The organism is Cellulomonas palmilytica (assembly GCF_021590045.1).
Lineage (GTDB): Bacteria > Actinomycetota > Actinomycetes > Actinomycetales > Cellulomonadaceae > Cellulomonas > Cellulomonas palmilytica.
In genome coordinates this window covers 2,398,947-2,423,526 of record NZ_CP062221.1, presented here as the reverse complement: position 1 = coordinate 2,423,526, position 24,580 = coordinate 2,398,947, and the positions used below count along the sequence as shown (strand labels likewise).

20 protein-coding genes and 1 tRNA gene are annotated in these 24,580 nt (G+C 70.7%); 12 read left to right on the top strand and 9 right to left on the bottom strand.

All coding sequences use genetic code 11. The features are described 5' to 3' along the window. Nucleotides 1-167 precede the first annotated feature (167 nt). Nucleotides 168-1,715, top strand: coding sequence for a M20/M25/M40 family metallo-hydrolase (locus tag F1D97_RS10995; RefSeq protein WP_236120554.1), 1,548 nt, complete (start codon nt 168-170; stop codon nt 1,713-1,715). A gap of 55 nt (nt 1,716-1,770) precedes the next feature. Here F1D97_RS10995 and F1D97_RS10990 read toward each other — a convergent pair whose 3' ends face one another. The 3 genes from F1D97_RS10990 to ald form a co-directional block, all read right to left on the bottom strand. After that, nucleotides 1,771-2,250, bottom strand: a complete 480-nt coding sequence (locus F1D97_RS10990; protein ID WP_236120553.1) for an ACT domain-containing protein — start codon at nt 2,248-2,250, stop codon at nt 1,771-1,773. Next, complete coding sequence (locus tag F1D97_RS10985) at nt 2,247-3,350, bottom strand: lactate/malate family dehydrogenase (protein ID WP_236120552.1); 1,104 nt, start codon at nt 3,348-3,350, stop codon at nt 2,247-2,249. The genes F1D97_RS10990 and F1D97_RS10985 overlap by 4 nt, the downstream gene beginning before the upstream one ends. Before the next feature lie 69 nt (nt 3,351-3,419). Next, on the bottom strand, nt 3,420-4,535 hold the full coding sequence (gene ald / locus F1D97_RS10980) for an alanine dehydrogenase (RefSeq protein WP_236120551.1): 1,116 nt from the start codon (nt 4,533-4,535) through the stop codon (nt 3,420-3,422). Nucleotides 4,536-4,647: 112 nt separating this feature from the next. On the opposite strand from ald, the gene F1D97_RS10975 reads away from it, so the two are divergent. Both F1D97_RS10975 and F1D97_RS10970 read left to right on the top strand, forming a co-directional pair. Continuing rightward, a complete protein-coding gene (locus F1D97_RS10975; protein WP_236120550.1) occupies nt 4,648-5,403 on the top strand; it encodes a fructosamine kinase family protein in 756 nt (251 codons plus the stop codon). Between the two features lie 179 nt (nt 5,404-5,582). After that, a complete protein-coding gene (locus F1D97_RS10970) occupies nt 5,583-6,701 on the top strand; it encodes a DsbA family protein (RefSeq protein WP_236120549.1) in 1,119 nt (372 codons plus the stop codon). A 46-nt stretch (nt 6,702-6,747) separates the two neighbouring features. Here the strand turns inward: F1D97_RS10970 and F1D97_RS10965 are convergent, their stop codons facing one another. Further along, on the bottom strand, nt 6,748-7,959 hold the full coding sequence (locus F1D97_RS10965; protein WP_236120548.1) for an AI-2E family transporter: 1,212 nt from the start codon (nt 7,957-7,959) through the stop codon (nt 6,748-6,750). 184 nt (nt 7,960-8,143) lie between these two features. Here F1D97_RS10965 and F1D97_RS10960 point away from each other — a divergent pair. The 3 genes from F1D97_RS10960 (at nt 8,144) to F1D97_RS10950 (ending at nt 9,202) form a co-directional block, all read left to right on the top strand. Next, a tRNA-Leu gene (locus tag F1D97_RS10960) sits at nt 8,144-8,226 on the top strand. 182 nt (nt 8,227-8,408) lie between these two features. Next, nucleotides 8,409-9,056 carry a helix-turn-helix domain-containing protein gene (locus F1D97_RS10955; RefSeq protein WP_236120547.1) on the top strand — a complete coding sequence of 216 codons (648 nt, stop codon included), beginning with the start codon at nt 8,409-8,411 and terminating at the stop codon, nt 9,054-9,056. Next, the gene (locus tag F1D97_RS10950) at nt 9,053-9,202 is read left to right on the top strand and encodes a hypothetical protein (RefSeq protein WP_236120546.1); all 150 of its coding nucleotides are present in this window, start codon (nt 9,053-9,055) and stop codon (nt 9,200-9,202) included. Before F1D97_RS10955 ends, F1D97_RS10950 begins: the two co-directional genes overlap by 4 nt. Nucleotides 9,203-9,807: 605 nt before the next feature. On the opposite strand, the gene F1D97_RS10945 is transcribed toward F1D97_RS10950, so the two are convergent. The 5 genes from F1D97_RS10945 to F1D97_RS10925 all read right to left on the bottom strand — a co-directional run bounded on the left by F1D97_RS10945 (nt 9,808) and on the right by F1D97_RS10925 (nt 15,370). After that, on the bottom strand, nt 9,808-10,194 hold the full coding sequence (locus F1D97_RS10945; RefSeq protein WP_236120545.1) for a hypothetical protein: 387 nt from the start codon (nt 10,192-10,194) through the stop codon (nt 9,808-9,810). Next, the gene (locus F1D97_RS10940; protein WP_236120544.1) at nt 10,191-10,871 is read right to left on the bottom strand and encodes a nucleotidyltransferase domain-containing protein; all 681 of its coding nucleotides are present in this window, start codon (nt 10,869-10,871) and stop codon (nt 10,191-10,193) included. The genes F1D97_RS10945 and F1D97_RS10940 overlap by 4 nt, the downstream gene beginning before the upstream one ends. Nucleotides 10,872-11,116: 245 nt before the next feature. Continuing rightward, complete coding sequence (locus F1D97_RS10935) at nt 11,117-12,745, bottom strand: glycoside hydrolase family 43 protein (protein ID WP_236120543.1); 1,629 nt, start codon at nt 12,743-12,745, stop codon at nt 11,117-11,119. Next, nucleotides 12,745-14,313, bottom strand: coding sequence for an alpha-N-arabinofuranosidase (locus F1D97_RS10930; RefSeq protein ID WP_236120542.1), 1,569 nt, complete (start codon nt 14,311-14,313; stop codon nt 12,745-12,747). Before F1D97_RS10930 ends, F1D97_RS10935 begins: the two co-directional genes overlap by 1 nt. 61 nt (nt 14,314-14,374) lie before the next feature. After that, nucleotides 14,375-15,370, bottom strand: a complete 996-nt coding sequence (locus F1D97_RS10925; protein WP_236123572.1) for a LacI family DNA-binding transcriptional regulator — start codon at nt 15,368-15,370, stop codon at nt 14,375-14,377. Nucleotides 15,371-15,848: 478 nt separating this feature from the next. On the opposite strand from F1D97_RS10925, the gene F1D97_RS10920 reads away from it, so the two are divergent. The 6 genes from F1D97_RS10920 (at nt 15,849) to F1D97_RS10895 (ending at nt 24,482) form a co-directional block, all read left to right on the top strand. Next, a complete protein-coding gene (locus F1D97_RS10920; protein ID WP_236120541.1) occupies nt 15,849-17,528 on the top strand; it encodes an extracellular solute-binding protein in 1,680 nt (559 codons plus the stop codon). 93 nt (nt 17,529-17,621) lie between these two features. Next, nucleotides 17,622-18,680, top strand: coding sequence for an ABC transporter permease (locus F1D97_RS10915; RefSeq protein ID WP_236120540.1), 1,059 nt, complete (start codon nt 17,622-17,624; stop codon nt 18,678-18,680). 9 nt (nt 18,681-18,689) lie between these two features. Further along, nucleotides 18,690-19,655, top strand: coding sequence for a carbohydrate ABC transporter permease (locus tag F1D97_RS10910; protein WP_236120539.1), 966 nt, complete (start codon nt 18,690-18,692; stop codon nt 19,653-19,655). A 166-nt stretch (nt 19,656-19,821) separates the two neighbouring features. After that, nucleotides 19,822-20,355, top strand: coding sequence for a DUF624 domain-containing protein (locus F1D97_RS10905; RefSeq protein ID WP_236120538.1), 534 nt, complete (start codon nt 19,822-19,824; stop codon nt 20,353-20,355). Nucleotides 20,356-20,408: 53 nt separating this feature from the next. Further along, complete coding sequence (locus F1D97_RS10900) at nt 20,409-22,451, top strand: DUF1565 domain-containing protein (RefSeq protein WP_236120537.1); 2,043 nt, start codon at nt 20,409-20,411, stop codon at nt 22,449-22,451. A gap of 342 nt (nt 22,452-22,793) precedes the next feature. After that, nucleotides 22,794-24,482 (top strand): PQQ-binding-like beta-propeller repeat protein, encoded by a 1,689-nt coding sequence (locus F1D97_RS10895; RefSeq protein WP_236120536.1) that lies wholly within the window; start codon nt 22,794-22,796, stop codon nt 24,480-24,482. Nucleotides 24,483-24,580: the final 98 nt, after the last annotated feature.

The window sequence follows — 24,580 nt, the reverse complement described above, 5'->3', positions numbered from 1 at the left end:
CGCCCACGCCACCCGCTCTCCGCTGGGGCACGGCACGTCAGGACACGCAAGTCGGTGGAAGTCGTGACATCTCGGACCGGATCGGCCACCGTGGGCTCGGTGTCGCCCGTTCGGGCGACACCGACGGCGGTCGACCGGCCGCCGTCCTGCGACGAAGGGACACCACCGTGGCAGCACGACGCACCACCGCCCTCGCGGGCACCCTGGTCACGCTCGTGGTCGGCACGAGCGCGCTTCTCGCCCCGCCCGCCTCCGCGCACGGCCGCGGGCACCACCTCGACCCCGACCGCTTCGCTCAGCAGGTCACGACCCGCGGCGTGTGGCGGCACCTCGAGGAGCTCCAGCGCATCGCCGACCGCCACGACGGCAACCGGGCGGCCCTCACCGAGGGGTACGAGGCGAGCGCGCGCTACGTCGAGCGCACGCTGAAGAAGGCCGGCTACCGCACGACACGGGACCCGTTCACGTTCGGGCTCGAGGTCGTCGACGCCGCGAGCCTGACGCTCTCGACGGGCGAGTCGTACGCGGTCGACCAGATGCAGTACGCGCCGAACAGCCCCGCGGGCGGAGTGAGCGCCCCGGCGTCGGTGCCCGTCGACCCGACGGGCTGCACCCCCGACGCGTGGGGGGACGTCGAGACGGCCGGCACGATCGCCGTGGTCAGCCGCGGCGCCTGCACGTTCGCGCAGAAGGCGGTGACGGCCGAGGCGGCCGGGGCCGTGGGGCTCGTCGTCTACAACAACGTCGAGGAGATGCTGTTCGGCACCCTCGGCGAGGAGGACCTGGTCTCGCTCCCCGTCGCGGGCATGGGGATGGCAGACGGGCTCGCGGTCGTCGAGACCGTGACGGAGGGCGGCGCGACGCTCACGCTCGACACGCGGTTCCACGAGGAGGAGCGCACGAGCTTCAACGTCATCGCCGAGACCAAGGCCGGGCGCGACGACAACGTCGTCATGCTCGGCGCGCACCTCGACGGCGTCGAGGAGGGACCGGGGATCAACGACAACGGCTCGGGGTCCGCGGTGCTGCTGGAGGTCGCGGTGCAGCTCGCCAAGCACAAGAAGCACAACAACACCGTGCGGTTCGCGTGGTGGGGCGCCGAGGAGCTCGGCCTCATCGGCTCCACGGAGTACGTGAACGAGCTCGCGACGAAGCCCGGCGAGCTCGACCGCATCGCGACGTACCTCAACTTCGACATGGTCGGCTCGCCGAACTACATCATCGGCGTGTACGACGCGGACGAGTCGACGTACGAGGCGCCGGTCGACGTGCCCGAGGGCTCGGCGCAGACCGAGGCGGTCCTGACGGACTACTTCGACGGCATCGGGCAGCCGTGGGTGGACACCGAGTTCTCCGGCCGGTCGGACTACCAGGCGTTCATCCTCAACGGCATCGCGGCCTCGGGCCTGTTCACGGGCGCCGACGACATCAAGACCGACGAGGAGGTCGCGCTGTTCGGCGGCACGCCCGGCATCCGCCACGACCCGAACTACCACACGGCCGACGACGACCTGGCGAACGTCAGCCGTACCGCGATCGGGATCATGGCCCCGGCGGTGGCGTACGCGACCGCGAGCCTCGCGCACGACACGTCCGCGATCAACGGCGTGAGCGGCCCCGGCAAGCCGGGGCACCATCACGGTCCGGGCAAGCCCGGCAAGCGTCACGGGCACGGTCCGGGCGGCGAGCACCGGCAGCTGGAGCGCGCGGCCTGACGCCGCGGCGAGCCCCGGGCGGGGCCGGGTCGCGGCCCGGCCCCGCCCGGGGACCTCAGAGGCTGGACGGCGGCTGGATGACGATCGCCGACGAGCGCGCGCCCGCCTCCTGCGCGGCCGCGACGACGTGCTCGACGTCCACGAGCGGTCCCTCCACGAGCACGGGCTGACCCAGCTGCGACTCCCCCGACCAGCTCACCGCGGCGTGCGGCGGCGGCCGGAACGTCACGTCGCGCGGCAGGTGGCAGACCCCCGCCGCGCGCACCCCCAGGTCCTCCGCGCGACGCACGACGACGCCCGAGACGGCCGCGAGCCGCTCCACGGCGCGCACGAGCTCGTGCTGACGGCGCTCGGTGGTGCGGAACGTCACCGTCACGAGCCCGTCCTGCGGGCCGGCGTCGCTCGTGGCGAGCGCGTCGAAGCTGATGCCGCGCGTCGCGAACACCGCCGTCACGGCCGCGACCGTGCCCGGCCGGTTGGCTCCGCGCACGAACACGACCCAGCGGTCGTCGTGCAGGTCCTCGATCTCGTTCATCGCACCGCCCCCTCCGGCTCCTCCACCTCGACGACGTCGGTCCACGGCGCCACGCCGGCCGCGATGCGCCGGGCCACCGCGGCGAGCCGCTCGTGCTCGTCGTCCGCGAGCGCGGGCAGCAGCACCTGCGTCCAGCCCTCGGGTCCGAGCACCACGGGGACACCGAGCACGCCGTGCACGGGCTGGCCCGCGAGGGCGACCTCGCCGTCGAGCAGCACCTGACCCGCGACGACGGTGTCGCGGCCGTCGAGCACCGTCTCGATGAGGTCGATGGTCGCGCTCGCGGTGCCGGCGGCGGTCTTGGCGCCGCTCTGCTGGGTCATCCAGGGTCGTGCGGCGAGCCGCACGTCAGGCGGCCAGGTGTCGACGAGCCGGAACGCGCCGGCCAGGTCCTGCACCGCGGCGGTCGACAGGGCGTGCTTGGCCGCGGCGATCTCGTCGTCGTACGTCGCGAGCGTGCGCGGTCCCCGGACGCGGCCGACCTCGGCGCGGCGCTCGGCGGGGTCGAGGCCCGCGATCCGGACCGTCGACCACAGCGGGACGAGGTCGTCGCCGTGCTGGCCGACGGCGAACCCGCCGACCCGGTGGCGTCGCACGCCGATCGAGGCCGCGACCTCACGGCGGAACCGCAGCGTGTCGAGCCACGCGCCCATGCCGATGACCCGGTGCCGGCCGAGCGCGTCGCCGAGGAGCGCGACGCCGAGCTCGACGGGGTTGGACACCACGACGACGACCTCGCGTCCGGACCCGTGGCGGGCCAGCGCGTCGGCGTAGGTGGCGAACACGCGCGCGTTGTCGCGGGCGAGCCCGCTGCGGTCCACCGACTCCCCGGGCTGCGTGCCCGCGGTGCGTCCGGCTGCGACGACCACGACGTCGGCGACCACGTCCGCCGGGTCGAGCGCGACGTCGAGGAGCGGGGCGTGCTCGTCGTACGCGTCCACGAGGTCGGCCGCGAGACCGTGTGTCGCGGTCGCCGACCGTCCGTCGGGCCGCCCGACGAGCTGCAGCCGCGAGGTCGGCGGCAGCACGCGCCGTTCGACGAGCTGCGTGCAGATCTGCCGCCCGACGTCTCCCGTCGCTCCCACCACCGCCACGTCCATGGCGTGAGACTAGGCGCGGTTCGTTGCGCGCACGTTGCGGTAGCGACCGGCCACCGGGGTGCCCCGCGTTCAGGCCGTCGCGTCGGCGACGGACACCGACGGGTACCCGTGCGCGGCCGCGACCGCGGCGTTGACGAGCCGCCCGCCGTGCGTGGTCAGGCCGCTCGCGAGCGCGGGGTCGTCGGACACCGCGGCCCGCCACCCGCGGGACGCGAGCGCGTGCACGTACGGGAGCGTGACGTTGGTCAGCGCGCGCGTGGACGTCACGGGGACGGCCCCGGGCATGTTGGCCACGCAGTAGAAGACGCAGCCCTCGACGAGGTACGTCGGGTCGTCGTGCGTGGTGGGGTGCGTGGACTCGAAGCACCCGCCCTGATCGACCGCCACGTCGACGAGCACCGAGCCGGGCCGCATCCGCGCGACGAGCGCGTCGGAGACCAGGCGCGGGGCGCGCGCGCCCGGGACGAGCACGGCACCGATGACCAGGTCCGCGTCGGCGACCTCGCGCTCCAGCGCCCAGCGGTTCGACGCGAGGGTGCGGATGCGTCCGGCGCTGGCCGCGTCGATCTCCCGCAGCCGCGGCATCGACAGGTCGAGGACCGTGACGTCGGCGCGCATGCCGAGCGCGATCTGGGCGGCGTGCCACCCGACCGTCCCGCCGCCCAGGACGACGACCTTCGCGGGGTCCACGCCCGGCACGCCGCCGAGCAGCACGCCCGCGCCGCCCTCGTTGCGCATGAGGTGGTACGCCCCGACCTGCGCCGCGAGCCGTCCGGCGACCTCGCTCATGGGAGCCAGGAGCGGCAGCGAACCGTCGGGCAGCTGCACGGTCTCGTACGCGATCGCGGTCGTCCCGGCGGCGAGCAGCGCGTCGGTCGCGGGGCGGTCGGCGGCCAGGTGCAGGTAGGTGAACAGCACGAGGTCCTCGCGCAGGTGCACGAACTCCGCGGGTGTCGGCTCCTTGACCTTGCAGACGAGGTCCGCCTCGCCCCACACGGTCGCGGCGTCCGCGACGACCTCCGCACCGGCGGCCCGGTACTCGTCGTCGCCGATCGCGGAGCCCACGCCCGCGCCGGACTGGACGAGGACACGGTGGCCCTCGGTCACGAGGTGGTGCACGCCTGCGGGCGTCAGCGCGACGCGGTACTCGCGGTTCTTGGTCTCGGTGGGGACGGCGACGATCATGTCGGCTCCTTCAGGCGGTGGTGGTGCCTCGGGGCGGCGGCGGGTGCCGGGTCGCGGACCTGCCGGTCCCAGCATCCGCCGCGCGAGCCGTCGACGCGAGAGGATCGGCGACGTGTTCCGCAAGAGTCGCGCCGGCACACCGCCTGGCTTCTTCCGTTGCGAGGCCGCGGGCCTCGAGTGGCTGCGCGCCGCCGGCGGCGCGCCGGTCGTGCGGGTCCTCGACGTCGGCGAGGACCATCTCGACCTCGAGCAGCTCACGGCCGTGCCGCCGACGCGTGCCGCCGCGGTCGAGCTGGGCCGCTCGCTCGCGCGAACGCATGCCGCGGGCGCCGACGCGTTCGGCATCCCGCCCGACGGCTGGACCGGCGACACGTGGTTCGGGCCGCTCGAGGCGCCGCTCACGATGCCGGCGGGCGCGACCGAGCACTGGGGCGAGCACCTCGCGCAGGCGCGGCTGCGACCGCTCGCGCGCGACCTCGTCGGGTTCGCGCCCGACGACCTGCTGGACGACCTGCTGCGCGTCGCCGACCGCGCCGAGGCGGGCCGGTGGGACGACGGCGAGCCGCCCGCGCGCCTGCACGGCGACCTGTGGGCGGGCAACGTCATGTGGACCGCCCACGGCGCGACGCTCATCGACCCCGCGGCGCACGGCGGGCACCGCGAGACGGACCTCGCGATGCTCGCGCTGTTCGGGCTGCCGTTCCTCGACGACGTCCTCGCCGCGTACGACGAGGCGTGGCCCCTGCGCCCGGGCTGGCAGCGCCGGACCGGCCTGCACCAGCTCTACCCCGTGGGGGTCCACGTCCTGCTGTTCGGCGGGCACTACGTCCACCAGCTCACCCGGCTCGTCGACACCCTCGTGCGCTAGTCCCTCGTGCGCTAGTCCCTCGTGCGCTAGACCCTCGTGCGCTAGACCCTCGTGCGCTAGACCCTCGTGCGCGAGGACCGATTCCCAGGTTTCTCCCAGACTCGTCTCATGTGGCGTCCAGGTGACGTGGGCACGGTAAGGCCCGACGTGTCCCACCTCACAGAAACGCACAGCACGACATGAGCCACGCCAGGTCCGCCAAGGCCAAGGCCGCGCGCAAGCAGCGGCTCGCGATCGACCGTCAGCTCGCCGAGATCGAGCGGGCCCGACGAGCACGCCGGGCGCGGCTGCGCCGCATCGGGCTGCGCGCGGGCGCCGTCGTCGGGTGCGCGGCTCTCGTCGGCGCCGTCGTCGTCACCGCGCAGTCCCGCGCCCGCGCCGCGGCGATCGGCCCCGCGAACATGGTGTCCGACGGCGTGGTCGTCAGCGGCGACGGCTCGACGCTGTCGACCGTGCGCACCGCGGCGCTCGAGCCCGACGACGTGCCCAGCCCGTACGTCACGGATCCCGGGGTCCTGCCCGTGGTCGCATTCGTCGACTACCGCGACCCGATGGCCGCGACCTGGTGGTCCATGAACCGTGAGCAGGTCACCGAGTGGGTGACCGACGGCAACGCCACGTTCGAGATCCGCCCGCTCGCCCTCCTCGACGGCACGGACGTCCTCGCCACACCGGTCCCGACGCCGACGAGCACGGCAGGGTCGGTCGACCAGGCCGCGGACACGCGATCGGCGCAACCCACCGACGGGCCGACGACGATCGCGACGACCGGTGACTACTCGGTGCGCGCCGCCGGTGCGCTCGCGTGCGTCGCCGAGCACTCCCCCGACCTCGTCCTCGCCACGCACACCGCGCTGCTCGACGAGGTCCCGACGCTCCCCGCCGACGGCCTGTCGACCGACGAGCTCGCCTCGCTCGTCTCCCGCGCGGGCGCCGGCGACGCAGCCGTGCAGTGCGTCCGCCACGGCGACCACACCGACTGGGCGCGCGCGGCGACCGAGCGCGCCGCGGGCTACGTGCCGTTCGGCGTGGCGACGGTGACGACGTCGCCGGTCATCATCGTCGGCGGTCAGCCGTACAGGGGCGACCTCGCCGACACCGACGCGTTCGCCCGCGCGTTCACCGACGCGTTCGGGGCGCTCGTCGACCCCGACGACCCCACGAGGACCATGGCGGACCGGGAGGCGGCCGAGGCCGAGCCGACGCCCACGTCGACCGCCGCCGCCGAGGAGCCGGCGGGCACGTCGTCGGACGAGGACGTCGAAGCGAGCGACGACGGCGAGGCTCCCACGTCCTGACGCAGCGGTGCGTGGCGGCGCCGTCCTGGCCCCGAGGAACAGCGGCTCAGGACGGCGTCGCCGCGTCCTGGTCGTGTCGCCGCTCGGTGTCGACCGGGCCCACCTCGTCGTCCGCGTCGTCCGCCTCCATCGGCGGGTCCAGCGTGCGCAGCCGCGAGAACACCGCCCACGCGACCGCGACGAGCGGCACGCTCACCACCGCACCGAGGATCCCCGCCGTCAGCGTCCCGCCCGCGACCGCGAGCGCGACCACCACCGGGTGGATCGACACCTGCTTGCCCATGACGAGCGGCTGCAGCACGTGCCCCTCGAACTGCCCGATGAGCGCGATGCCGATGCCGACGATCACCGCGGACCAGAACCCGTTGGCCGCGAGCGCCACGATCATCGCGATGATCATCGCGGCGGGCGCGCCGATCAGCGGGATGAAGGCGCCGATGAACACGAGCACCGCCAGCGGCGCCGCGAGCGGCACACCGAGGACCAGCAGCAGCACGAACGCGAGCATCCCGTCGGTCACTGCGATGATCACGGTTCCCCGCGTGTAGCCGGAGAACGTGTACCAGCCCGCACCGCCGGCCTTGATCCAACCCTCACGGAACCGCGCGGGGATCTGGTTGAGGAACCACGTCCACATCTCCTGGCCGCGCGCCAGGAAGAACACCGTGCAGAAGATCGCCAGCGCGAGCGCCGTGAACACCTCGACGACGGACCCGGCACGCTCGGCGGCCTGGCCCGCGAGCTCGGTCGCGTGGTCCTGCACCCACTGCTGCGCGTCGCTGATCCAGCCGGCGATCTGCTCGCTCGTGATGGTGAACGGCAGCGTGTCGCTCTCGAGGAACTCGATGATCTGGTCGATGCCGTCGCTGAACTGCTGGGACAGGTCCTCCCACTCGTTCGCCACCGAGTACCCCACGTACGTGAGCAGGCCGGCGAAGAACAGGAACCCGGAGATGATCGCCAGGGCGGTGGCGAGGAACCGCGGCATGACCTTGCTGAACCACTCGACGAGCGGCCGCAGCACCGCGGTGAAGACCAGCGCGAGGAACACCGCGATGAACAGCAGCTTCACCTGCGACGTCGCGTAGAACACCATGCCGACCGCGATGACGGCGACGATCAGTCGCCACGAGACGCCCGCCAGCGAGCGCAGCCAGCGCGGCGCGTCCGGCTCCGCAGGTGGCGGCGTCCTGCGGGCCGTCCCCGCGACCCGTCGTGCGGGACGAGCGCCCTGCGACCCGACGCCCGGCTCCGCCATCCCGGCACCTCTCCTCGCGCACCTCGGGTCACCCGCTGGGGGTCACCCGGTTCGTCCTGTGTCGTCATGTCTCGCCCTGCCGTGACGAGTCTGCCCCGCGGGGCCGATGCGTGTCCCGGCGACGCACCGTGCTATGTTTTCTGCCGCACCGCGGGGCTCCTCCGGGATCCCGCAGTGACCACCTGTCCGGGTGGCGGAATGGCAGACGCGCTAGCTTGAGGTGCTAGTGCCCGAAAGGGCGTGGGGGTTCAAGTCCCCCTCCGGACACTCGTTGAGACAGCGACGAAGACGCCCTCGACCGCGGAGACGCGGTCGAGGGCGTCTCTCGTTCATCATCACGTCAGCCGAGACCGCTCCTCGCATCAGGGCGGCAACCAAGCACCTGCCGAGGTGCTCGTCTCGATGGCCGACATAGGCACTTCTCTTTCCTTGTCGCTGGGGTTGTGCCTATGGAGGTCTCGGTCAAGGAGGCAGCGGAGCTGCTCGACGTGTCACCGCAGCGCGTGCGTCAGCTCATCGGCGCAGGCCGGGTCCGCGCCCGGCAAGTGGGCGGCCAGTGGCTCGTCGAGTCCACGTCGCTCCCCTCGGGGCGGGCCCGCGGGCGTCCGATGTCCCCCGACGTCGCCTGGGCGGTCCTCGCGGCGGACGCACCGGTGGAGTACGGACCCCAGGACGCGTACCGGTGGCGCCAGCGGCGCCGTCGGCTCGCCCACGACAGCGAGCCGGAGCGACTTCTCTCGTCATGGGTCGCGTCCCGCGCACGGCGGATGCTGTTCGAGTCCCGCGCCGCCGCGGCGCTGCTCGACGACTCCCGGGTCGTCCCCTCCGGCCTCTCCGACTCCCGCTCACACCTCGGTGCGGGCAGCACGGTCGAGGGTTACGTCCGCGACGACGAGCTCGACGCGCTGCGCGCGGATCACCTGCTGCGACCCGGGGGTCCCCGAGCCACGGTCGTCCTGCACGTCGCCCACGAGTTGCCCGAGAACCCCGTGCCGCCACTCGTGCTGGCGGCGAACCTGGCCGAGCACGACGACCCACGCACCCTGAACCGGGCGAGGGAGCTCATCCTCGCGGCCCTCGGCGGCGCAGCGTCGTGAGCATCGTGATGCCCGCGATGCGCGACGCGCAGACTGCCGGTTGGCACGCACCGCTCGACGTGCACGACGCGCACCCCACCGGTCGGACCCTCGTCGGCGGGCAGATGGTCCATCTGCGCTCGCGCTCGTCGGCCCACAAGCGGTAGCCGAACTCGGGGTCGTCGCCGTGGGCGTCGATCAGGGCGTTGGTCAGGTAGGCGTCCTGCAACTCGCGATCGCTTATCGGAGCCAAGTCACGGACCAGCGGGTAGCTCATTTTGGGAGCGAGCCGGCGGCGAAGTAGGCCGCCGCGCGGCGCAGGATCTCGTTCTCCTGCTCCAGGCGGCGCTTCTCCCGGCGTCACCCGCGGCGGCACCCGTCAGCGGCAGCGGCGCAGCTGGACCAGCTCGTTCTGCTCACTGGTGGTCTTGCCGTCCACGACTCCGTCGTCGATGTCGGCCTGGCGCACCCAACGCCGCACCGACTCAATCGAGATGTCGAAGTCGGCGGCGACCTCGGCGTGCGTCAGGTCGCCGCGGCGGGCGACCGCACGACGTCACGCTTGAACTCAGGCGGCAACTTCTTGGGCACAGCCACATCCTTCCAGCGGGACCTCGTCGCACAGACGGAGTGTCGACCAGCCCCGCAGCAGTCCCCTCGCCTTTGCCGCCCAGAACGCCGCTCTCGCGGCATGATCACCACTCACCCGGTGTCAACCGATCGTGCAGCAGTCCCCTTGTGACCGCCCACCACCTCCAGTCGACCCACGGACCTACACCGAGTTAGCGGTAGCGATGAGCGCGTCCATCGCGCGTTCGGCTTTCACTCGCTTCTCGCCAGACACCGGCGTGTAGGAGTAGCCCGCGAGCGTCTTCATCTGGAGGAGTCTGTCGAGGTGCTTCGCCGCGTCAGCATCCGCCTTCTTCAGCAGTGCAACTGCTTCCTCGTGTCGTTCGCCGTGGTGGTATATGCCCAGCCGCGCGCTGCAGATCACGTCGGAGGCGGCGATGCCCGCGTGGACCGCGAGGGTGACGAACGCGTCGGCGACGTCCTGCGCTTCGTCCGCGAGGTCGAGGACGTCGTGCGCGACGGCAGCGAACTGTCTTGCCTTGGCGAGCCGGCCTGCACGGACGTTCACGTCGGCCTTCTTGGTGCTCATGAGGTCTCCATGTTCCGCTTGATCAGTCGACGCGGCTTGACGCGCTTCCGCAACCAGTTGGGGTCGCCGTGCACCGTTAGGCCCTCCGTTCGGATGGACGCCAGGACCGGTTCGGTTGCCATGGGCGGCAGGTCCGTCTCGTCGATGACAAACGGCCGGGCATCGTTGCCGGTCCACCGGGAGACACGGTGCTGCAGTTCGTCGACCTGGTCAGCCCACTCGTCTTCGTCCGCGTCGTCGGGCCGCACCAGGAAGAGGTCGACGTCCGAGTCGACCGTCGCGGCACCGCGAGCCCACGAACCGAACAGCGCGGCATACACCGGTGGGGTACCCCATCCTTCGAGGTGCTCCTCGAGGCGTGTGCGCAGCGTTCGCGCCTGGTTCGCCAGTGCGACTACCCCATCGGCTGCGAGGTGCTCACGGTTCAACTCGTACGTCACCGCAGAGTTGCCCACCCGGGTCGCCGTCACGATGCCTTGGTGTGCGAGCCGGTTGAGTACTTTGCGGACACCTTCGACCGATACCGGCCGGAGGTCCTGGTTCTCACCCCGCGACTTCGGTGGCAGGAGGCGCGCGAGTTGGCCTGGCGTGAACGCAGCTCGCGTCAGTGCGAGGTGAGTCAGCACGTCACCGTCGAGCGTCGGAGTGACCACAGCGAGTGGGTGGGTCGCGTCCATGGGCTACCTCCTCTGGCGCAAACGTTAGTACGCGGTCACCAACTTTACTAGGCGATCGCAAACAAGAGTTGGCGGCTTGCCACCACCGCAAAGTCCAGCGTCAGAGCGGTAGTGGCCCGGACTCGGCTGCTGGAGCAGGAGAACAAGGTCCTTCGTCCGCGAGGTCGCCGGAGACGTCCACCCCGAGCTCGCCGTGATCGCGTCGTGGCTCGAGTCACGAGCGGTCACGCTCTGACGACGGCCGCTCAGCGTCGTGCTGACGGCAGTGTGCTGTCGATGTCGTCGTCGACGCGGAACCAGTCGACGTCCACGTGCCCGCCGGTCTCGGCGGTCGCGTAGCAGAAGATCGCGAACCGGTACCCCGTGAAGTGGTCGAGGCTGTACTCCATCGCGAGGTCGTCGCCGATCGTCGTCCAGCCGTCGCCGTCGAGCGAGTACGCGAACGACGCGCGGTCGGCGGCGTCCCGGAAGTCCACGTCCACGCGGAGCAGGACGGTCTCGGCCGCGAGCGGCACGGGAGCGCTGGTGAAGGCCACGCGCCCGTTCGGGTCGGCACGGCGCATCACCAGTCGGCGAGCACCGTCGGCCATCTCGACAGCCACGTACCCGTACTTCTGCTGGAACGCGGCCAGGCCGGCGACGTCGCCGTCCTTCATCCCGGAGACGTCGAGCGAGATCGCCGCGACGCTCGTCGGGCCGTACGTGCGCTGGGTGAGCGTGTTGCGGGCGTCGAGGATGCCCGACGCGATGCTGCCCGTGGTCAGGCGCAGGTGGCCGGGCCGGGCGGTGAGCGACCAGAAGCGCTGGTCCGGGTTGTGGTTCCACTGCCACGGGAGAGCGAGGCTCGACCCGTTCCAGGCGTTCTCGTCCGACGCCGTCAGGGCTGCGGCGTTCGTCGTGCTCCAGTAGCCGGCCGGCGCGGGCCGGTCGTCGAAGTCGTCCGAGACGAGGAGCTCCCTCTCCCCCGTCGGCGGCGACTCCGCCGGGTCGAGCCTGACGACCGGCCAGCCGTCCTGCCAGGTCACGCGCGCGAGCTGCGGCGAGCGCCCGAGCGGGCCCTCGTCCTGGAACAGCACGGCGTACCACTGCCCGTCGGACGCCTGGACGACGCCGCCCTGCGCCACGCCTCCGCCCGGGCGCCCCGCGACCGGCACCGCCTGGCTGAGCACGACGCGACCCTCCCAGGTCCCGCCCTGGGACTGCGGCGTGAGCGACGTCGACCGCCACACGACCTGCTGGCGGATCCCGCCCGTCGGCCACTGGATCATGAACACGTAGTAGTGGTCGCCGATCTTGTAGGCGTGCGCGCCCTCCGCGTGCAGCCCGTCGGCCTGGTCGACGTCGGCGTCCTCGACGAGCCGCGCCGCCGGGCCGTCCCAGGCGAACGTCCCGTCGGCCTGGCGCCGCAGCCGGCGCAGGTCGATCGCCCCCGCGCCGTGGACGAGGTAGACCTCGCCGTCGTCGAACAGGAGCGACTGGTCGTGGGCGTAGCCGTCGAGGACCGACCTCGTCCACGGACCGTGCTCGATGCTCGGCGTCGCGTACACGTACGTCCGGTCGGTGGTCAGGCTGCCAACCGAGACGTAGTACGTGCCCGCGTGGAACCGGATGCTCGCGGCCCAGCTGCCCTGCCCGTACGCGCTGCGCCCGTCGCGCAACGCGAGCGCGTCCGTGTCGTCGAGGATCGGGCCGGTGTAGCCCGCGATCGACCAGTGCACCAGGTCGCTCGAGCGCATGATCGGCACGCTCGGCGCGAAGTACATCGTCGTGCTGACCATGTAGTAATACCGACCGTCGTGGACGACGTCCGGATCCGGGACGTCCGTGAAGAGGACGGGGGCGGCGAAGGTGAGCGCCCGGTCGCCCTGTCCCATCAGCGCAGGTCGAGACCGACGGTGACGTAGGAGTGGGCCGGGAGGTCGACCTCGAGCCCGCGCGCATGGGGTCGCACGCCCGCGTGCCCCGTCGGCGCGACGGCGTCGAGGTGCTCGGGGGTGTTGTGCGCGTCGAGTGCGGGCGCGGTCAGCACGCGAGCCTCGTGGCCCACGACCTCGCGACCGCGCAGGTCGAGCACGACCGTGCGGTCGGCGTCGGTGTCGAGGTTCGACAGCGAGACCAGCGCGGTGTCGTCCTTGACCGACGCGGACGCCGAGACCAGCGGCAGCTCGGTCCCGTCGACCGTCCGGGTCGTCACGTCCCGCAGGTGCACGGCGAGCGCGGCGGCGTCGTGGTGCCCGGCGTTCATCGCGAACACGTGGTACGTCGGGGTGAGGACGAGCGCGCCCGTGTCGGGGTCGGTCAGGATCATGGCCTGCAGCACGTTGACCGTCTGCGCGATGTTCGCCATGACGACCCGCTCGGCGTGCCGGTGGAACGCGTCGAAGTGGGTGGACGCGACGAGCGCGTCGCGCAGCGTGTTCTGCTGGTACAGGAACCCGGGGTTGGTGCCCTTCTCGACGTTCCACCAGGTGCCCCACTCGTCGACGACGAGGCCCACCTTGCGGTGCGGGTCGTACCGGTCCATCACCGTCGAGTGGCGCGTGAGCAGCTCCTCCATGCGGTGCGCCCTGGCCATCGTCGTGTACCACTCGTCGGTGCTGAAGCCCGTGGCGTCGCCCTTGTCGCCCCACGAGCCCGACATCGTGTAGTAGTGCAGCGAGACGGCCTGGAACGGACCGGCGGGCGCGGCCGGGTCGGCGGCGAGGTCGTCGAACGAGCGCATGAGCGTCTCGGTCCAGTGCAGGTCACCCGAGTCGGCGCCGGCCGCGATCCGGTACAGGGTGTTGCCGCCGTGGTTGCGCGAGTACGTGGCGTACTGGCGGGCCAGCGACGCGAACTGCTCCGCACGCAGCTGTCCGCCGCAGCCCCACGCCTCGTTCCCCAGACCCCAGAACGGCACCCGCCAGGGCTCGTCGCGGCCGTTCTCGCGGCGCAGCGCGGCCATCGGCGAGTCGTCCGCCCGGGTCAGGTACTCGACCCAGTCCGACATCTCCGCGACGGTGCCGGAGCCGACGTTGCCGCTGACGTAGGGGTCGGCGCCGAGCAGCTCGCACAGGTCCATGAACTCGTGCGTGCCGAAGGAGTTGTCCTCGACGACGTCGCCCCAGTGGGAGTTGACCATCCGGGGGCGCTGGTCGCGCGGGCCGATGCCGTCGCGCCAGTGGTAGTCGTCGGCGAAGCACCCGCCCGGCCAGCGCAGGTTCGGGATCTGCAGCGCGCGCAGCGCCTCGACCACGTCCGAACGGATGCCCCGCACGTTCGGCACCGGGGAGTCCTCACCGACCCAGAACCCGCCGTAGATGCACCGGCCCAGGTGCTCGGCGAAATGCCCGTACACGTGCCGGCTGATCGTCGCGCCGGGCAGGTCGAGGTCGATGATCGCTGTCGTGGTGGTCGTCGTCTCGACCGCCGTAGGGGCAGGCGGAGGCGCAGGGGTGCTCACGGGGTTGGTCTCCTTCGACCGGGTATCGACTGGGGTGACGCGGAGGGCAGCTGACTGGCCGCTAGGCGCCGCCGCGGGTGGATCCACGCACCACGAGACGGACGGGTGCGACGACGTGCTCGGCCGGACCGGACCAGCCCGACATCTGGCGGTGCAGCAGCCGGACGGCCGCCTCGGCCACCCCCTCGTGGTTCGCGTCGACCGACGTGATACCCGGAGGGACGAACCGCGACATGTCGAGGTTGTCGAACCCGGCGAGCTGGACGTCGTCGGGTACGCGCAGCCCGGCGTCCGCGAGGGCGGACAACGCTCCGAGGGCGACGATGTCGGTGACGGCGAAGACCCCGTCGAACGGCAGCCCTGACGCGATGACCTCGAGCATCGCGTCGCGGCCGCCGAGCGACGTGTAGTCGCTGACGGGCACGACGTAGGCCGGATCTGCGGTGAGACCGGCCTCACGGTGCGCGTCCTCCCAGCCGACGCGGCGGTCCGTGGTCATCATGTGGGCGCCGTCCGACGAGCACCCGAGGGCGAGGATGCGGCGCGATCCGCGCTCGATCATGTGCGCTGTGGCGAGGCGGCCACCCGACTCGTTCGCGAGGCGCACGTGGTCGAGGTGGTCGGGGACGTCGCGCTCGCCCAGCAGCACGATGGGCTTGGACGTGCGCACCCGGCTCAGCTGCTCCAGGTCGAGGCCGGCGATGGACAGCAGGACCCCGTCGTAGGTCTGCAGCCGCCCGACGCTCAGCGCCTCCATCTCCTGCTGCGCGTTCGCACTCGTGCGCTCGAGCACGAGGTGACGTCCCTCCGCCTCGACCAGCGGGGCGACCTGGTCGGCGAGCTCGCCGAAGTAGTCGTGGAAGCTCGGGACGACGAAGGCGACGGTGTCGGTCCGTCCGGCCCGAAGATGCCGCGCGGTCAGGTTGACCTCGTACCCGAGGGCCTCGACCGCCTCCATGACCCGGGCGCGCGTCGACTCGCCGACGGGGATGCGCTCGTTGAGGACGTTCGACACGGTCATGACCGAGACGCCGGCCGCGCGGGCCACGTCCGCCATCCTCACCACGGGGATCCTCCTTCCCGCGACGCCCTGCCTGTCCGACGAGCGCTCGTCGGACCGCAGGCCCCGGCCACGCCGCCGGGGCGCGCTCAATATATCGATAAAACGCGGGACCGCAAGACCCTGTCGAGGACCTCGTGATCGAAACTTGCGGCGCCCTGCCGACCTCCGCGCCGGACACCCTCGTCGAGTGCACCACCGCCGTGTCCGGTACGGGCGGGCGCATCGCCGGGACTTCCGCGCCCTCCCCGCCACGGACGGCGGCACCCGAAAGTGGCCGTGATCATTTCGAGACTTGCGAGGGCTTGACGGGCCGCGAAGGGCGTCTCTACTTTAACGCTAAAATCCCGCCGGGATGCGGACGCCAAGCCCCTAGGCGTCCGATGTGCACGGGTTCCAGTCAAGGCCGACCGGAACTGTTCTCAAGGGAGAGACCTCGGTGCGTACCGCAAGAACGAAGTTGTCAGCTCTCGCCATGGTGGCGGCACTGTCCGCCGGCCTTGTCGCCTGCACCTCCGACGCCGACCCCGAAGAGGGTCCCTCGACGGCTGCCGTCATCCCCGAGGGAGATCTCGCGGACAAGTCGGGCGTCCTGACCCCCAGCAACCCGACGACCCTCACGACCTGGATCACGACGGCCTCGCAGGCTCCGGCCGCCGACAACAAGATCACCAAGCTGCTCAAGGACCAGCTCGGCGTCACCCTCGAGTACGAGATCGTGACCCCGGACAACGTGGACCAGAAGATCGGCGTCATGCTCGCCGGCGGGCAGTACCCCGACCTCATCGGGACCACCGACCTGAAGATGCGTCTGCTCGAGGGCGGTGCCCTCCTGCGCCTCGACGACATGCTGGCGACCGGGGACTACCCCAACCTCGCCACGCACGTCGAGGACGACATCAAGAAGATGAGCTACTCGGGCGAAGAGGTCGAGCACGGCCTGTACATCTTCCCGAACTACAACCGCTTCTACGGCGAGCCGACCGGCGGCACCTACTACGGTCCCGCGTTCTGGATCCAGAAGCGCGTGCTCGAGGACGCCGGCTGGCCGGACCTCAGCAACATGACGCTCGAGCGCTACTTCGAGCTCATCGAGAACTACCTCGAGAAGAACCCCCAGACCGAGGGTGCCCCGACCATCGGCTTCGAGGTCCTCGCCTCGACCGGCCGTGAGTGGGGCATGACGAACCCGCCGGCGCTGCTGGCCGGCTCGCCGAACAACGGCGGCGTCATCGTCGACGACAGCGACAACGCCGAGATCTACGCCGACAAGGACATCGCGAAGGACTTCTACAAGGTCCTGAACCAGAAGTACGCCGACGGTCTCGTCGACCGCGAGTCCTTCACGCTGACGTTCGACCAGTACGTCGCGAAGCTCGCGACCGGCGCCGTCCTCGGCATGCACGACCAGGGCTGGGACTTCCAGACCGCGACGGACTCGCTGCGCAGCGCCGGCAAGGACGAGTACACCTACGTGCCGCTCATGCCCGTCTACGACGGTGCCGAGCCGTGGTACGCCGACCGTCCCGTCATGAACACCAACCAGGGCTTCGGCATCTCGACCTCCAGCAAGCAGCCGGAGAAGGCGCTCAAGTTCCTCGACCTCATGCTCAGCGAGCCGTGGCAGAAGGTGCTCTCGTGGGGCGTCGAGGGTGAGGACTACCAGGTCGGCGAGGACGGCATGTTCACCCGCACGGACGAGCAGCGCGCCAACTCCCGCGACCTGACGTGGCGTGCCTCCAACCGTCTCGAGGCGCTGCTCGACGTGCTGCCCAAGCACAACGGCCAGTTCTCCGACGGCAACGCGTACAGCCCCGACGACCAGCCGACCGAGTTCTTCGCGACGCTGAGCGAGTACGACCGCAAGGTCATGGACGCGTACGGCAAGAAGACCTGGCTCGAGTTCATGAACCCGCAGCCGGAGAACCCGAAGTACTACCCGGCGTGGAACATCACGCTCTCCGACGACGCCAACCAGGTCAACCAGCAGCTGACCGACGCGAACGTCCAGAACCTGCCGAAGATCATCGCCGGCAACCCGGCCGACTTCGACTCGAACTGGCAGGCGTACGTCGACACCATCAAGAAGATCGACGTCAAGGTGTACGAGGACGCGATCAACGCCGGCATCCAGGAGCGACTGGCCAACTGGTAACAGCCCGCGAGCGGTCGTGGTGGGGGGCGCGAGCCCCCCACCACGGTCCGTTCTCGGTGACCCCCCACTGCTTCTGACGACGAGGTTGGACAGATGACGGACGCACCGGTCAACCTGGTGACCGCCACCGGGCTCGAACCGGCCGACGAGCCCGCGAGCAGCTCGCGTGCTCCACGCCGCAAGCCCCGGACGCGAGCGGCCAAGCCGCCCAAGGAGCCCAAGCGCAAGATCACGTGGGACAGGATCAAGGCGCAGCGGGTCCTCCTGCTGATGGCGGTGCCGCTGCTGATGTACCAGATCCTGTTCAAGTACGTCCCCGTCTACGGGTGGGCGATCGCCTTCCAGGACTACAAGCCGGGTCGCGGCAGCATCTGGAACCAGGAGTGGGTCGGCTTCGAGAACTTCGTCGACCTGTTCACCGGCGTCAACGGCGAACGGTTCCGCCGAGTCGTGGTCAACACGCTCGGGCAGTCGATCCTGACGCTCGTCGTCGGGACCGTGGGCGCGATCGTCCTGGCGCTGCTGCTGAACGAGGTCAAGAACCTCCCGTTCAAGCGCATCATGCAGAACATCACGTACATGCCCCACTTCCTCAGCTGGGTCATCGTGGCGAGCCTCGCGTCGGTGGCGCTCTCGTTGCCCTCGTCCGGCGGGTTCATCAACCAGGGACTCATGAACCTGGGGCTCGTCGACGAGCCCATCCTGTTCCTGACCGAGCCGAACCACTTCTGGGGGATCGTCGCCGGGACGAGCCTGTGGAAGGAGCTCGGCTGGAACACGATCCTCTACCTGGCCGCGATCACCGCGATCGACCCGAGCCTGTACGAGGCCGCCGAGGTCGACGGCGCGGGCCGCTGGCGCAAGATGTGGAACATCACGCTCCCGGGGATCCGTCCCACGATCGTCGTGCTGCTCATCATCAACAGCGGCTGGATCCTGTCCACCAACTTCGAGCTGCCGTACTTCCTCGGGAACGGCCTGATCTCGGAGACGGCCGAGACCATCGACGTCTTCGTGCTGCGCTACGGGTACCAGCTCGGGAACTATTCACTCGCCGTCGTCGCGGGCATCTTCAAGACAGTCGTCGCCATCATCCTGGTCGGCTCGGCGAACATGGCGGCCAAGCGCCTCAACCAAGAGACGCTGGTCTAGGAGGACTTCATGTCAAGCACCGTTGCCTCGAAGCCTCTGGAGCAGCGAGCCTCGCGGAAGAACAGGTCGCCGCGCAACAAGTGGACGCCCGAGCGGATCATCTTCACGACGCTCAACACGTCCTTCCTGGTGCTCCTCGCGGCACTCATGCTCTACCCGCTGCTGAACACGCTCGCCATCTCCCTCAACGACGGCATGGACGCCGTCCGCGGCGGGATCGGCATCTGGCCCCGGGTCTTCTCGCTGAAGAACTACGAGGTCGTGTTCAACATGGACTCGATCTACCAGGCGTTCATCATGAGCGTGCTGAAGACGGTCGTGGTCGTCGCGACGAACCTCGTGTTCACCTCGATGCTCGCCTACGCGCTCAGCCGCAAGGAGTTCATCTTCCGCCGCCCGATCACGCTGATCTTCGTGCTCACGCTGTACTTCGACGCCGGCCTGATCCCCAACTACCTGCTGATCAAGGACCTGGGGATGCTGAACAGCTTCCAGGCCTACTGGGTGCCGGTGATCATCAGCGCGTTCAACCTGATCATCCTGCGCACGTACATGAAGTCGATCCCCGAGGAGATCACCGAGTCGGCACGGATCGACGGCGCGGGCGAGTTCCGCACGTGGTGGCAGATCATCATGCCGCTGTGCAAGCCCGTGCTGGCCGTGGTGGGTCTGTTCGTGGCCGTCGGCAGCTGGAACGCGTGGCTGGACACCCTGCTCTACAACTCGGGTGACCCGGCGCTGACCACCCTGCAGTACGAGCTGCAGAAGCTGCTGGCGAGCTCGATGAACGCGGGCGCGAACTCCGGGAACAGCGCGGCCAACGCGGCCGCGGTGGGAGCCGGCGGTCAGCTCACCACCCCGATCGCGCTGCGCTCGGCGATCACCATGGTGGCGGCCATCCCGATCCTGCTCGTCTACCCGTTCCTGCAGAAGCACTTCGTGTCCGGTCTCATGATCGGCTCCGTGAAGGGCTGACGACGTCGGCCTCCCGCGGCGACGCGGGAGGCCGACCTCCGTCCTCGCCGACACACCGCTTCGTCCACCGAGAGGCCCGACCATCTTCCGCTTCAACCCCGCGTCGCTGCTGTGGCGCATCCTCGACTCGCTGGGCTCCGTCATCCTGATCAGCCTGTTCTGGCTCGTGAGCGTCTGCCTCGTCGTGACGGCGGGAGCGGGCACGGTCGTCGCCTACGAGGTGTGCCGGCGGTACGTCCTGGGCAAGGACGCGGGTGCGTGGGCGGTCGCGACGAAGGCCTGGCGGCAGAGCTGGAAGCAGGCGACCGTCGTCGGCCTGCTGGCCGTCCTGATCGCTGCCCTCGGCGTCCTCACGCTCTCCTACCTGCCCACCCTGGGTCTGGCCGAGGTCCTGGTGCCCCTCCTCGTCATCGGGCTGTTCCTGCTGCTCCTGATCTTCTGGTGCCTGCCCCTGGTCGCCCGGTTCACCAACCCGACCTGGCGCCAGCTGCGCAACGGGTTCACCTTGGGGCTGACGACACCCAGCCTGACGTTCCTGCTCGGGATCGCCGTGTTCGTCGCGGGCGTCGCCGTCTGGAACTTCATGCCCGCGGTGTTCGTGGCACCAGGCCTGATCCTCGTGTGGTGGTGCTACCTGCTCGAGCGGTTCTTCGTGGACCGCGGGTACGTGAAGCGTGAGCAGGAGCCCGCGGAGGCCTGACGCTCTCCCCCGCCCCACCCCACGACCCCCCGTGATCGACGAAAGGCGTTGTCGTGACCATCCTGCACGTCGCCGTCACCGGCTCCGACCGCGCTGACGGCTCGGCCGAGACCCCGTTCCGGACCATCAACCGTGCCGCTCAGGCCGCCCTGCCGGGCGACACCGTCGCGGTGCACGAAGGTGTGTACCGCGAGTGGGTGAACCCGCCGCGCGGCGGCACGGCCGACGCACCGATCACCTACCAGGCCGCGGTGGGCCCGGACGGGCGCTTCGAGCCTGTGACGATCACCGGTGCCGAGGTGGTCACCGACTGGCGCCCCCACCCCGGTTCCGAGGGCCGCGTCTGGGTCGCCCAGGTGCCGAACGCCCTGTTCGGGGATCGCAACCCGTACGCGGAGCGCATCGGCGGGGACTGGTTCTTCGACCGGGTGAACACCTGGCACACGGGCGAGGTGTACCTCGACGGCAGGTCGATGTACGAGGCGCTGACGCTCGGCGGCGTCGAGCACCCCGAGGTCACCCCCGACTCGTTCGACCCCCAGGGCTCGCTGCTGACCTGGTACTGCGAGGTGGGCGACGACGTCACGACGATCTGGGCGAACTTCGGCGGCGCGGACCCGGCCGACCACGAGATCGAGATCAACGTCCGCACCTTCGTGTTCTGGCCCGCGGAGACGGGCGTCGACCACATCACGGTGCGCGGGTTCACCCTGACGAAGGCCGCCACGCAGTGGGCACCGCCCACCGCGCTGCAGGAGGGCCTCATCGGTCCGCACTGGTCGAAGGGCTGGGTGATCGAGGACAACACGATCACCGACTCGAAGAACGTCGGCGTCTCGCTCGGCAAGGAGGCCGGCACCGGGCAGAACGAGTGGACCGCGGGGGCCGCGGGCGCCAAGGGCGGCACACAGCGTGAGCGCGAGGTGATCCAGCGGGCCCTCGTCCTCGGCGGGCCGGACGCCGGCGAACCGCTCCCCTGGCACCGGGACCACATCGGCTCCCACACGGTGCGCCGCAACACGATCCGGGACTGCGAGCAGGCCGGCGTCGTCGGGCACCTGGGGGCGGCGTTCTCGACCATCGCCGACAACCACATCTCGCACATCCACGTGAAGCGGCAGTGGCACGGCGCCGAGGTCGCGGGGATCAAGCTGCACGCCGCCCTCGACACCGTGATCAGCGGGAACACGATCCACCACACGCACCGGGCGCTGTGGCTCGACTGGCAGGCCCAGGGCACCCTGGTGCGGCGCAACGTGTTCTACGCCTCGACCGCCGAGGACTTCATGGTCGAGGTCTGCCACGGCCCGTACCTCGTGGACTCGAACCTCTTCCTGTCGCCGTGGGCTGTCAAGGACATGTCCTCAGGCGGTGCGTACGTGCACAACTACGTCGCGGGTCGCATCGCGAACTGCACGGAGCACCAGCGGTACACGCCGTACCACGTCCCGCACGCCACGGCCGTGTTCGGCGTCTCGAACATCCTCGGCGGCGACGACCGGTTCTACAACAACGTCTTCGTCGGCGACGGCGGGACCGGGTCCGACGAGGACGCGCACGACGAGCCCGCGCTCGCCAGCTTCTGGTCCGGCGCGATCGACATGGACGGCGTGCCCGGTCAGGCGACGTTCACCCCGACCCCCGTCGGCACGTCGCAGTACGACGCCTACCCGACGCCGCAGGAGTACCCGAACGAGCCGGGCAGCGACCTGGCCGGTCCACGGCTCCCGGTGTGGGTCGAGGGGAACCTCTACGCGGAGGGCGCCGAGCCGTTCCGCGCGGAGGACACCGCACTCGTGGTCGGCGCGTCACCCGTGCGGGTCGAGGTGGTCGACGCCGAGGCCGGCACCGTCCGCGTCGACGTCAGCTTCGCGGGCGAGCTCGACGTCGTCGACCCGGTGACGACCACGCGCCTCGGGACGAGCTACCAGGCCGAGATGCCCTGGACCAACCCCGACGGGTCCGACCTGGACCTGAGCACCGACGTCTTCGGGATCCCCCGGGACAAGGTCGTGCCCGGCCCGTTCGCCGTCTCGGCAAGCGCGCCCCGGACTCTCCACGCACCTGGCCCGGCTGGTCGGCCCTCGACGACGTGACGTGACCGCACGTCTTGCCCTCGACGAACGCGCCGGCTCACGCACGCTCCGCTGCAGTCGCACCTGATGCCGCTTGGCGCCTCGTCCACCGGCCGGGGCGTGTGCCACGAAGATCCCGGCGCGTGGGAGCCGCACGCACCCTGCGGTCCAGGGAGGTGCCCGTGGCGAGACTGAACCGCACCGGAACGCACGAGCCCACCGCTCACACCGATCCGGTGACTGCAACCCACGCCCCGGTCGGTCCCACGGCGCCGGCCCCCGGCCGGCGTACTGTTCGCCCACGACCACCACGCTGGAGGATTGATGCTGAGGCACGCACGTGCGGTGGGGGCGACTGCTGTGATGGTGCTCATCCTCGGGACCGCCCCCTCGACGAGCGCCGGGGCCGAGGCACCCCCCGCACCGGACTCGTACCCCGCCGTGACCTTCCAGCAGAACGCTCGGCACGACGGGCACTCGCAGGACCCTGCGTTCCGCGGACCGCTCTCCCAAGCCTGGTCCGTGCAGCTCATCGGCGAGGTGGCCTACCCCCTGATAGCGGACGGTCTCGTGTTCGCGATGTCTGACGACAAGTACGAGCGGGGGCGCAGCGTCACGGCCCTCTCGGCATCCGACGGGCACGTGGTGTGGGGCCCACAGCTCGTCGGCGGGGTCACCGGCGGAGCGAGTTCGTTCTCATACGACGCCGGACGCATCTTCGTGACGAACGACCGTGGCGGGATGATGGCGCTCGACGCGAGAACGGGCGCCCTGCAGTGGAACGTCGAGCTGCCCTTCCAGCACGTCTTCGACACACCGCCCGCGGCACGCGACGGCGTCGTGTACGTCGTCGGCACCGGCAGCGGCGGGATCATGTACGCGGTCGATCAGGACACCGGCCGCATCATCTGGATGACGGCGGTCGACGTCGGGGGCTCGAGCGCACCTGCGCTCGACGACGAGGGCATCTACGTGTCCTCCGCATGCAAGGTCACCTACAAGCTGGCGTTCGACGGCTCCGTCACCTGGGTGCACTCGGGCAAGTGCACCGGCGGCGGTGGCACGACCCCTGTCCTGCACGACGGTCGCGTGTACGTCCGGGACCTCGACGTCACCGCCTGGCCGAGCATCCTGGACGCAGCAACCGGTTCCGAGCTCGAGATCGCGACGTACCAGGCCTGGACCACGCCCGCGTTCGACCAGACCCACATGGTCACGGTCGCGGGCGGGCTGCTTACAGTGCGCGACGCAAGGTCTGGCGAGCCGCTGTGGCAGGCACCCGGTACCGACCACGTGACCCCACCGCTCGTTGTGAACGGCTACGTGCTCGAGGGGCGTCGTGACGGGAAGGTTGACATGCGCGATGTGCGCACGGGCGCGCTGGTCTGGCGGGGAAAGGCGCCCAGCACGATGCGGTTCGTCGCGGAGTGGGCCGCCCCCCCGCGCCTCGGCATGGCTCAGGGCGACGGCATCCTTGCTGTCCCGGCAGGCTCGACGCTCACGGTGTTCCGACCCGTGAGCGACCCTGCAGTGACGATCACTGGAGCCGCGAGCGGCGCGATCGTGAACCGTGACGCGCTGTACCGGTTCACGTCTAGCGAGCCCCACCCTCAGTTCGTCTGCAGCGTCGATGGGGTTGAGAAGTCGTGCACGTCGCCATGGTCGCCGCGCGGACTGCCCGACGGGCCGCACAGCCTTGAGGTCCGGCTCGCTTACGCGACGGCGGGGGCTGCCAGGGTGCGATTCACGTACGACGGAACCGCACCCGTCCCTCGCGCCTCGTTCCCCACCTCCGTCATCCGCGGCCCCGAGACCGAGGCGCGCTGGGCGGCGACGGACCGCGGTACCGGCGTCAAGTCGTTCCAGGTCCGCGTCGCCCGGTCGCGGGTGGGCCAGCCGCTGTCGGCATGGAAGGTGCTGTCTCCCACCAGCAAGAAGACCCGGACGTTCTCGGTGGCGCGGTCCAACAGGGTGTGTATCTCGGTGCGCGCAGCCGACCGTGCGGGAAACTGGTCGGCCTGGACGAAGACGACCTGCGTCAGGCGCGCCTGACCGCTCCAGGTCGTCCCGGCTCGCCCGAGGAAGGCCAGGCGGCTGCGGGCGCACCGCTGCCGGCGGCACTCCCCGCGCCGCGCCCGACGAGCCGGGCA

Coding starts and splice junctions, on each gene's coding strand:
- F1D97_RS10945 (WP_236120545.1), bottom strand. CDS start 10,194: ATGAGCACCAAGAAGGCCGACGTGAACGTCCGTGCAGGCCGGCTCGCC.
- F1D97_RS10920 (WP_236120541.1), top strand. CDS start 15,849: ATGGTGGCGGCACTGTCCGCCGGCCTTGTCGCCTGCACCTCCGACGCC.
- F1D97_RS10965 (WP_236120548.1), bottom strand. CDS start 7,959: ATGGCGGAGCCGGGCGTCGGGTCGCAGGGCGCTCGTCCCGCACGACGG.
- F1D97_RS10970 (WP_236120549.1), top strand. CDS start 5,583: ATGAGCCACGCCAGGTCCGCCAAGGCCAAGGCCGCGCGCAAGCAGCGG.
- F1D97_RS10915 (WP_236120540.1), top strand. CDS start 17,622: ATGACGGACGCACCGGTCAACCTGGTGACCGCCACCGGGCTCGAACCG.
- F1D97_RS10925 (WP_236123572.1), bottom strand. CDS start 15,370: ATGGCGGACGTGGCCCGCGCGGCCGGCGTCTCGGTCATGACCGTGTCG.
- ald (WP_236120551.1), bottom strand. CDS start 4,535: ATGATCGTCGCCGTCCCCACCGAGACCAAGAACCGCGAGTACCGCGTC.
- F1D97_RS10895 (WP_236120536.1), top strand. CDS start 22,794: ATGGTGCTCATCCTCGGGACCGCCCCCTCGACGAGCGCCGGGGCCGAG.
- F1D97_RS10955 (WP_236120547.1), top strand. CDS start 8,409: ATGGAGGTCTCGGTCAAGGAGGCAGCGGAGCTGCTCGACGTGTCACCG.
- F1D97_RS10985 (WP_236120552.1), bottom strand. CDS start 3,350: ATGGACGTGGCGGTGGTGGGAGCGACGGGAGACGTCGGGCGGCAGATC.
- F1D97_RS10940 (WP_236120544.1), bottom strand. CDS start 10,871: ATGGACGCGACCCACCCACTCGCTGTGGTCACTCCGACGCTCGACGGT.
- F1D97_RS10910 (WP_236120539.1), top strand. CDS start 18,690: ATGTCAAGCACCGTTGCCTCGAAGCCTCTGGAGCAGCGAGCCTCGCGG.
- F1D97_RS10990 (WP_236120553.1), bottom strand. CDS start 2,250: ATGAACGAGATCGAGGACCTGCACGACGACCGCTGGGTCGTGTTCGTG.
- F1D97_RS10935 (WP_236120543.1), bottom strand. CDS start 12,745: ATGGGACAGGGCGACCGGGCGCTCACCTTCGCCGCCCCCGTCCTCTTC.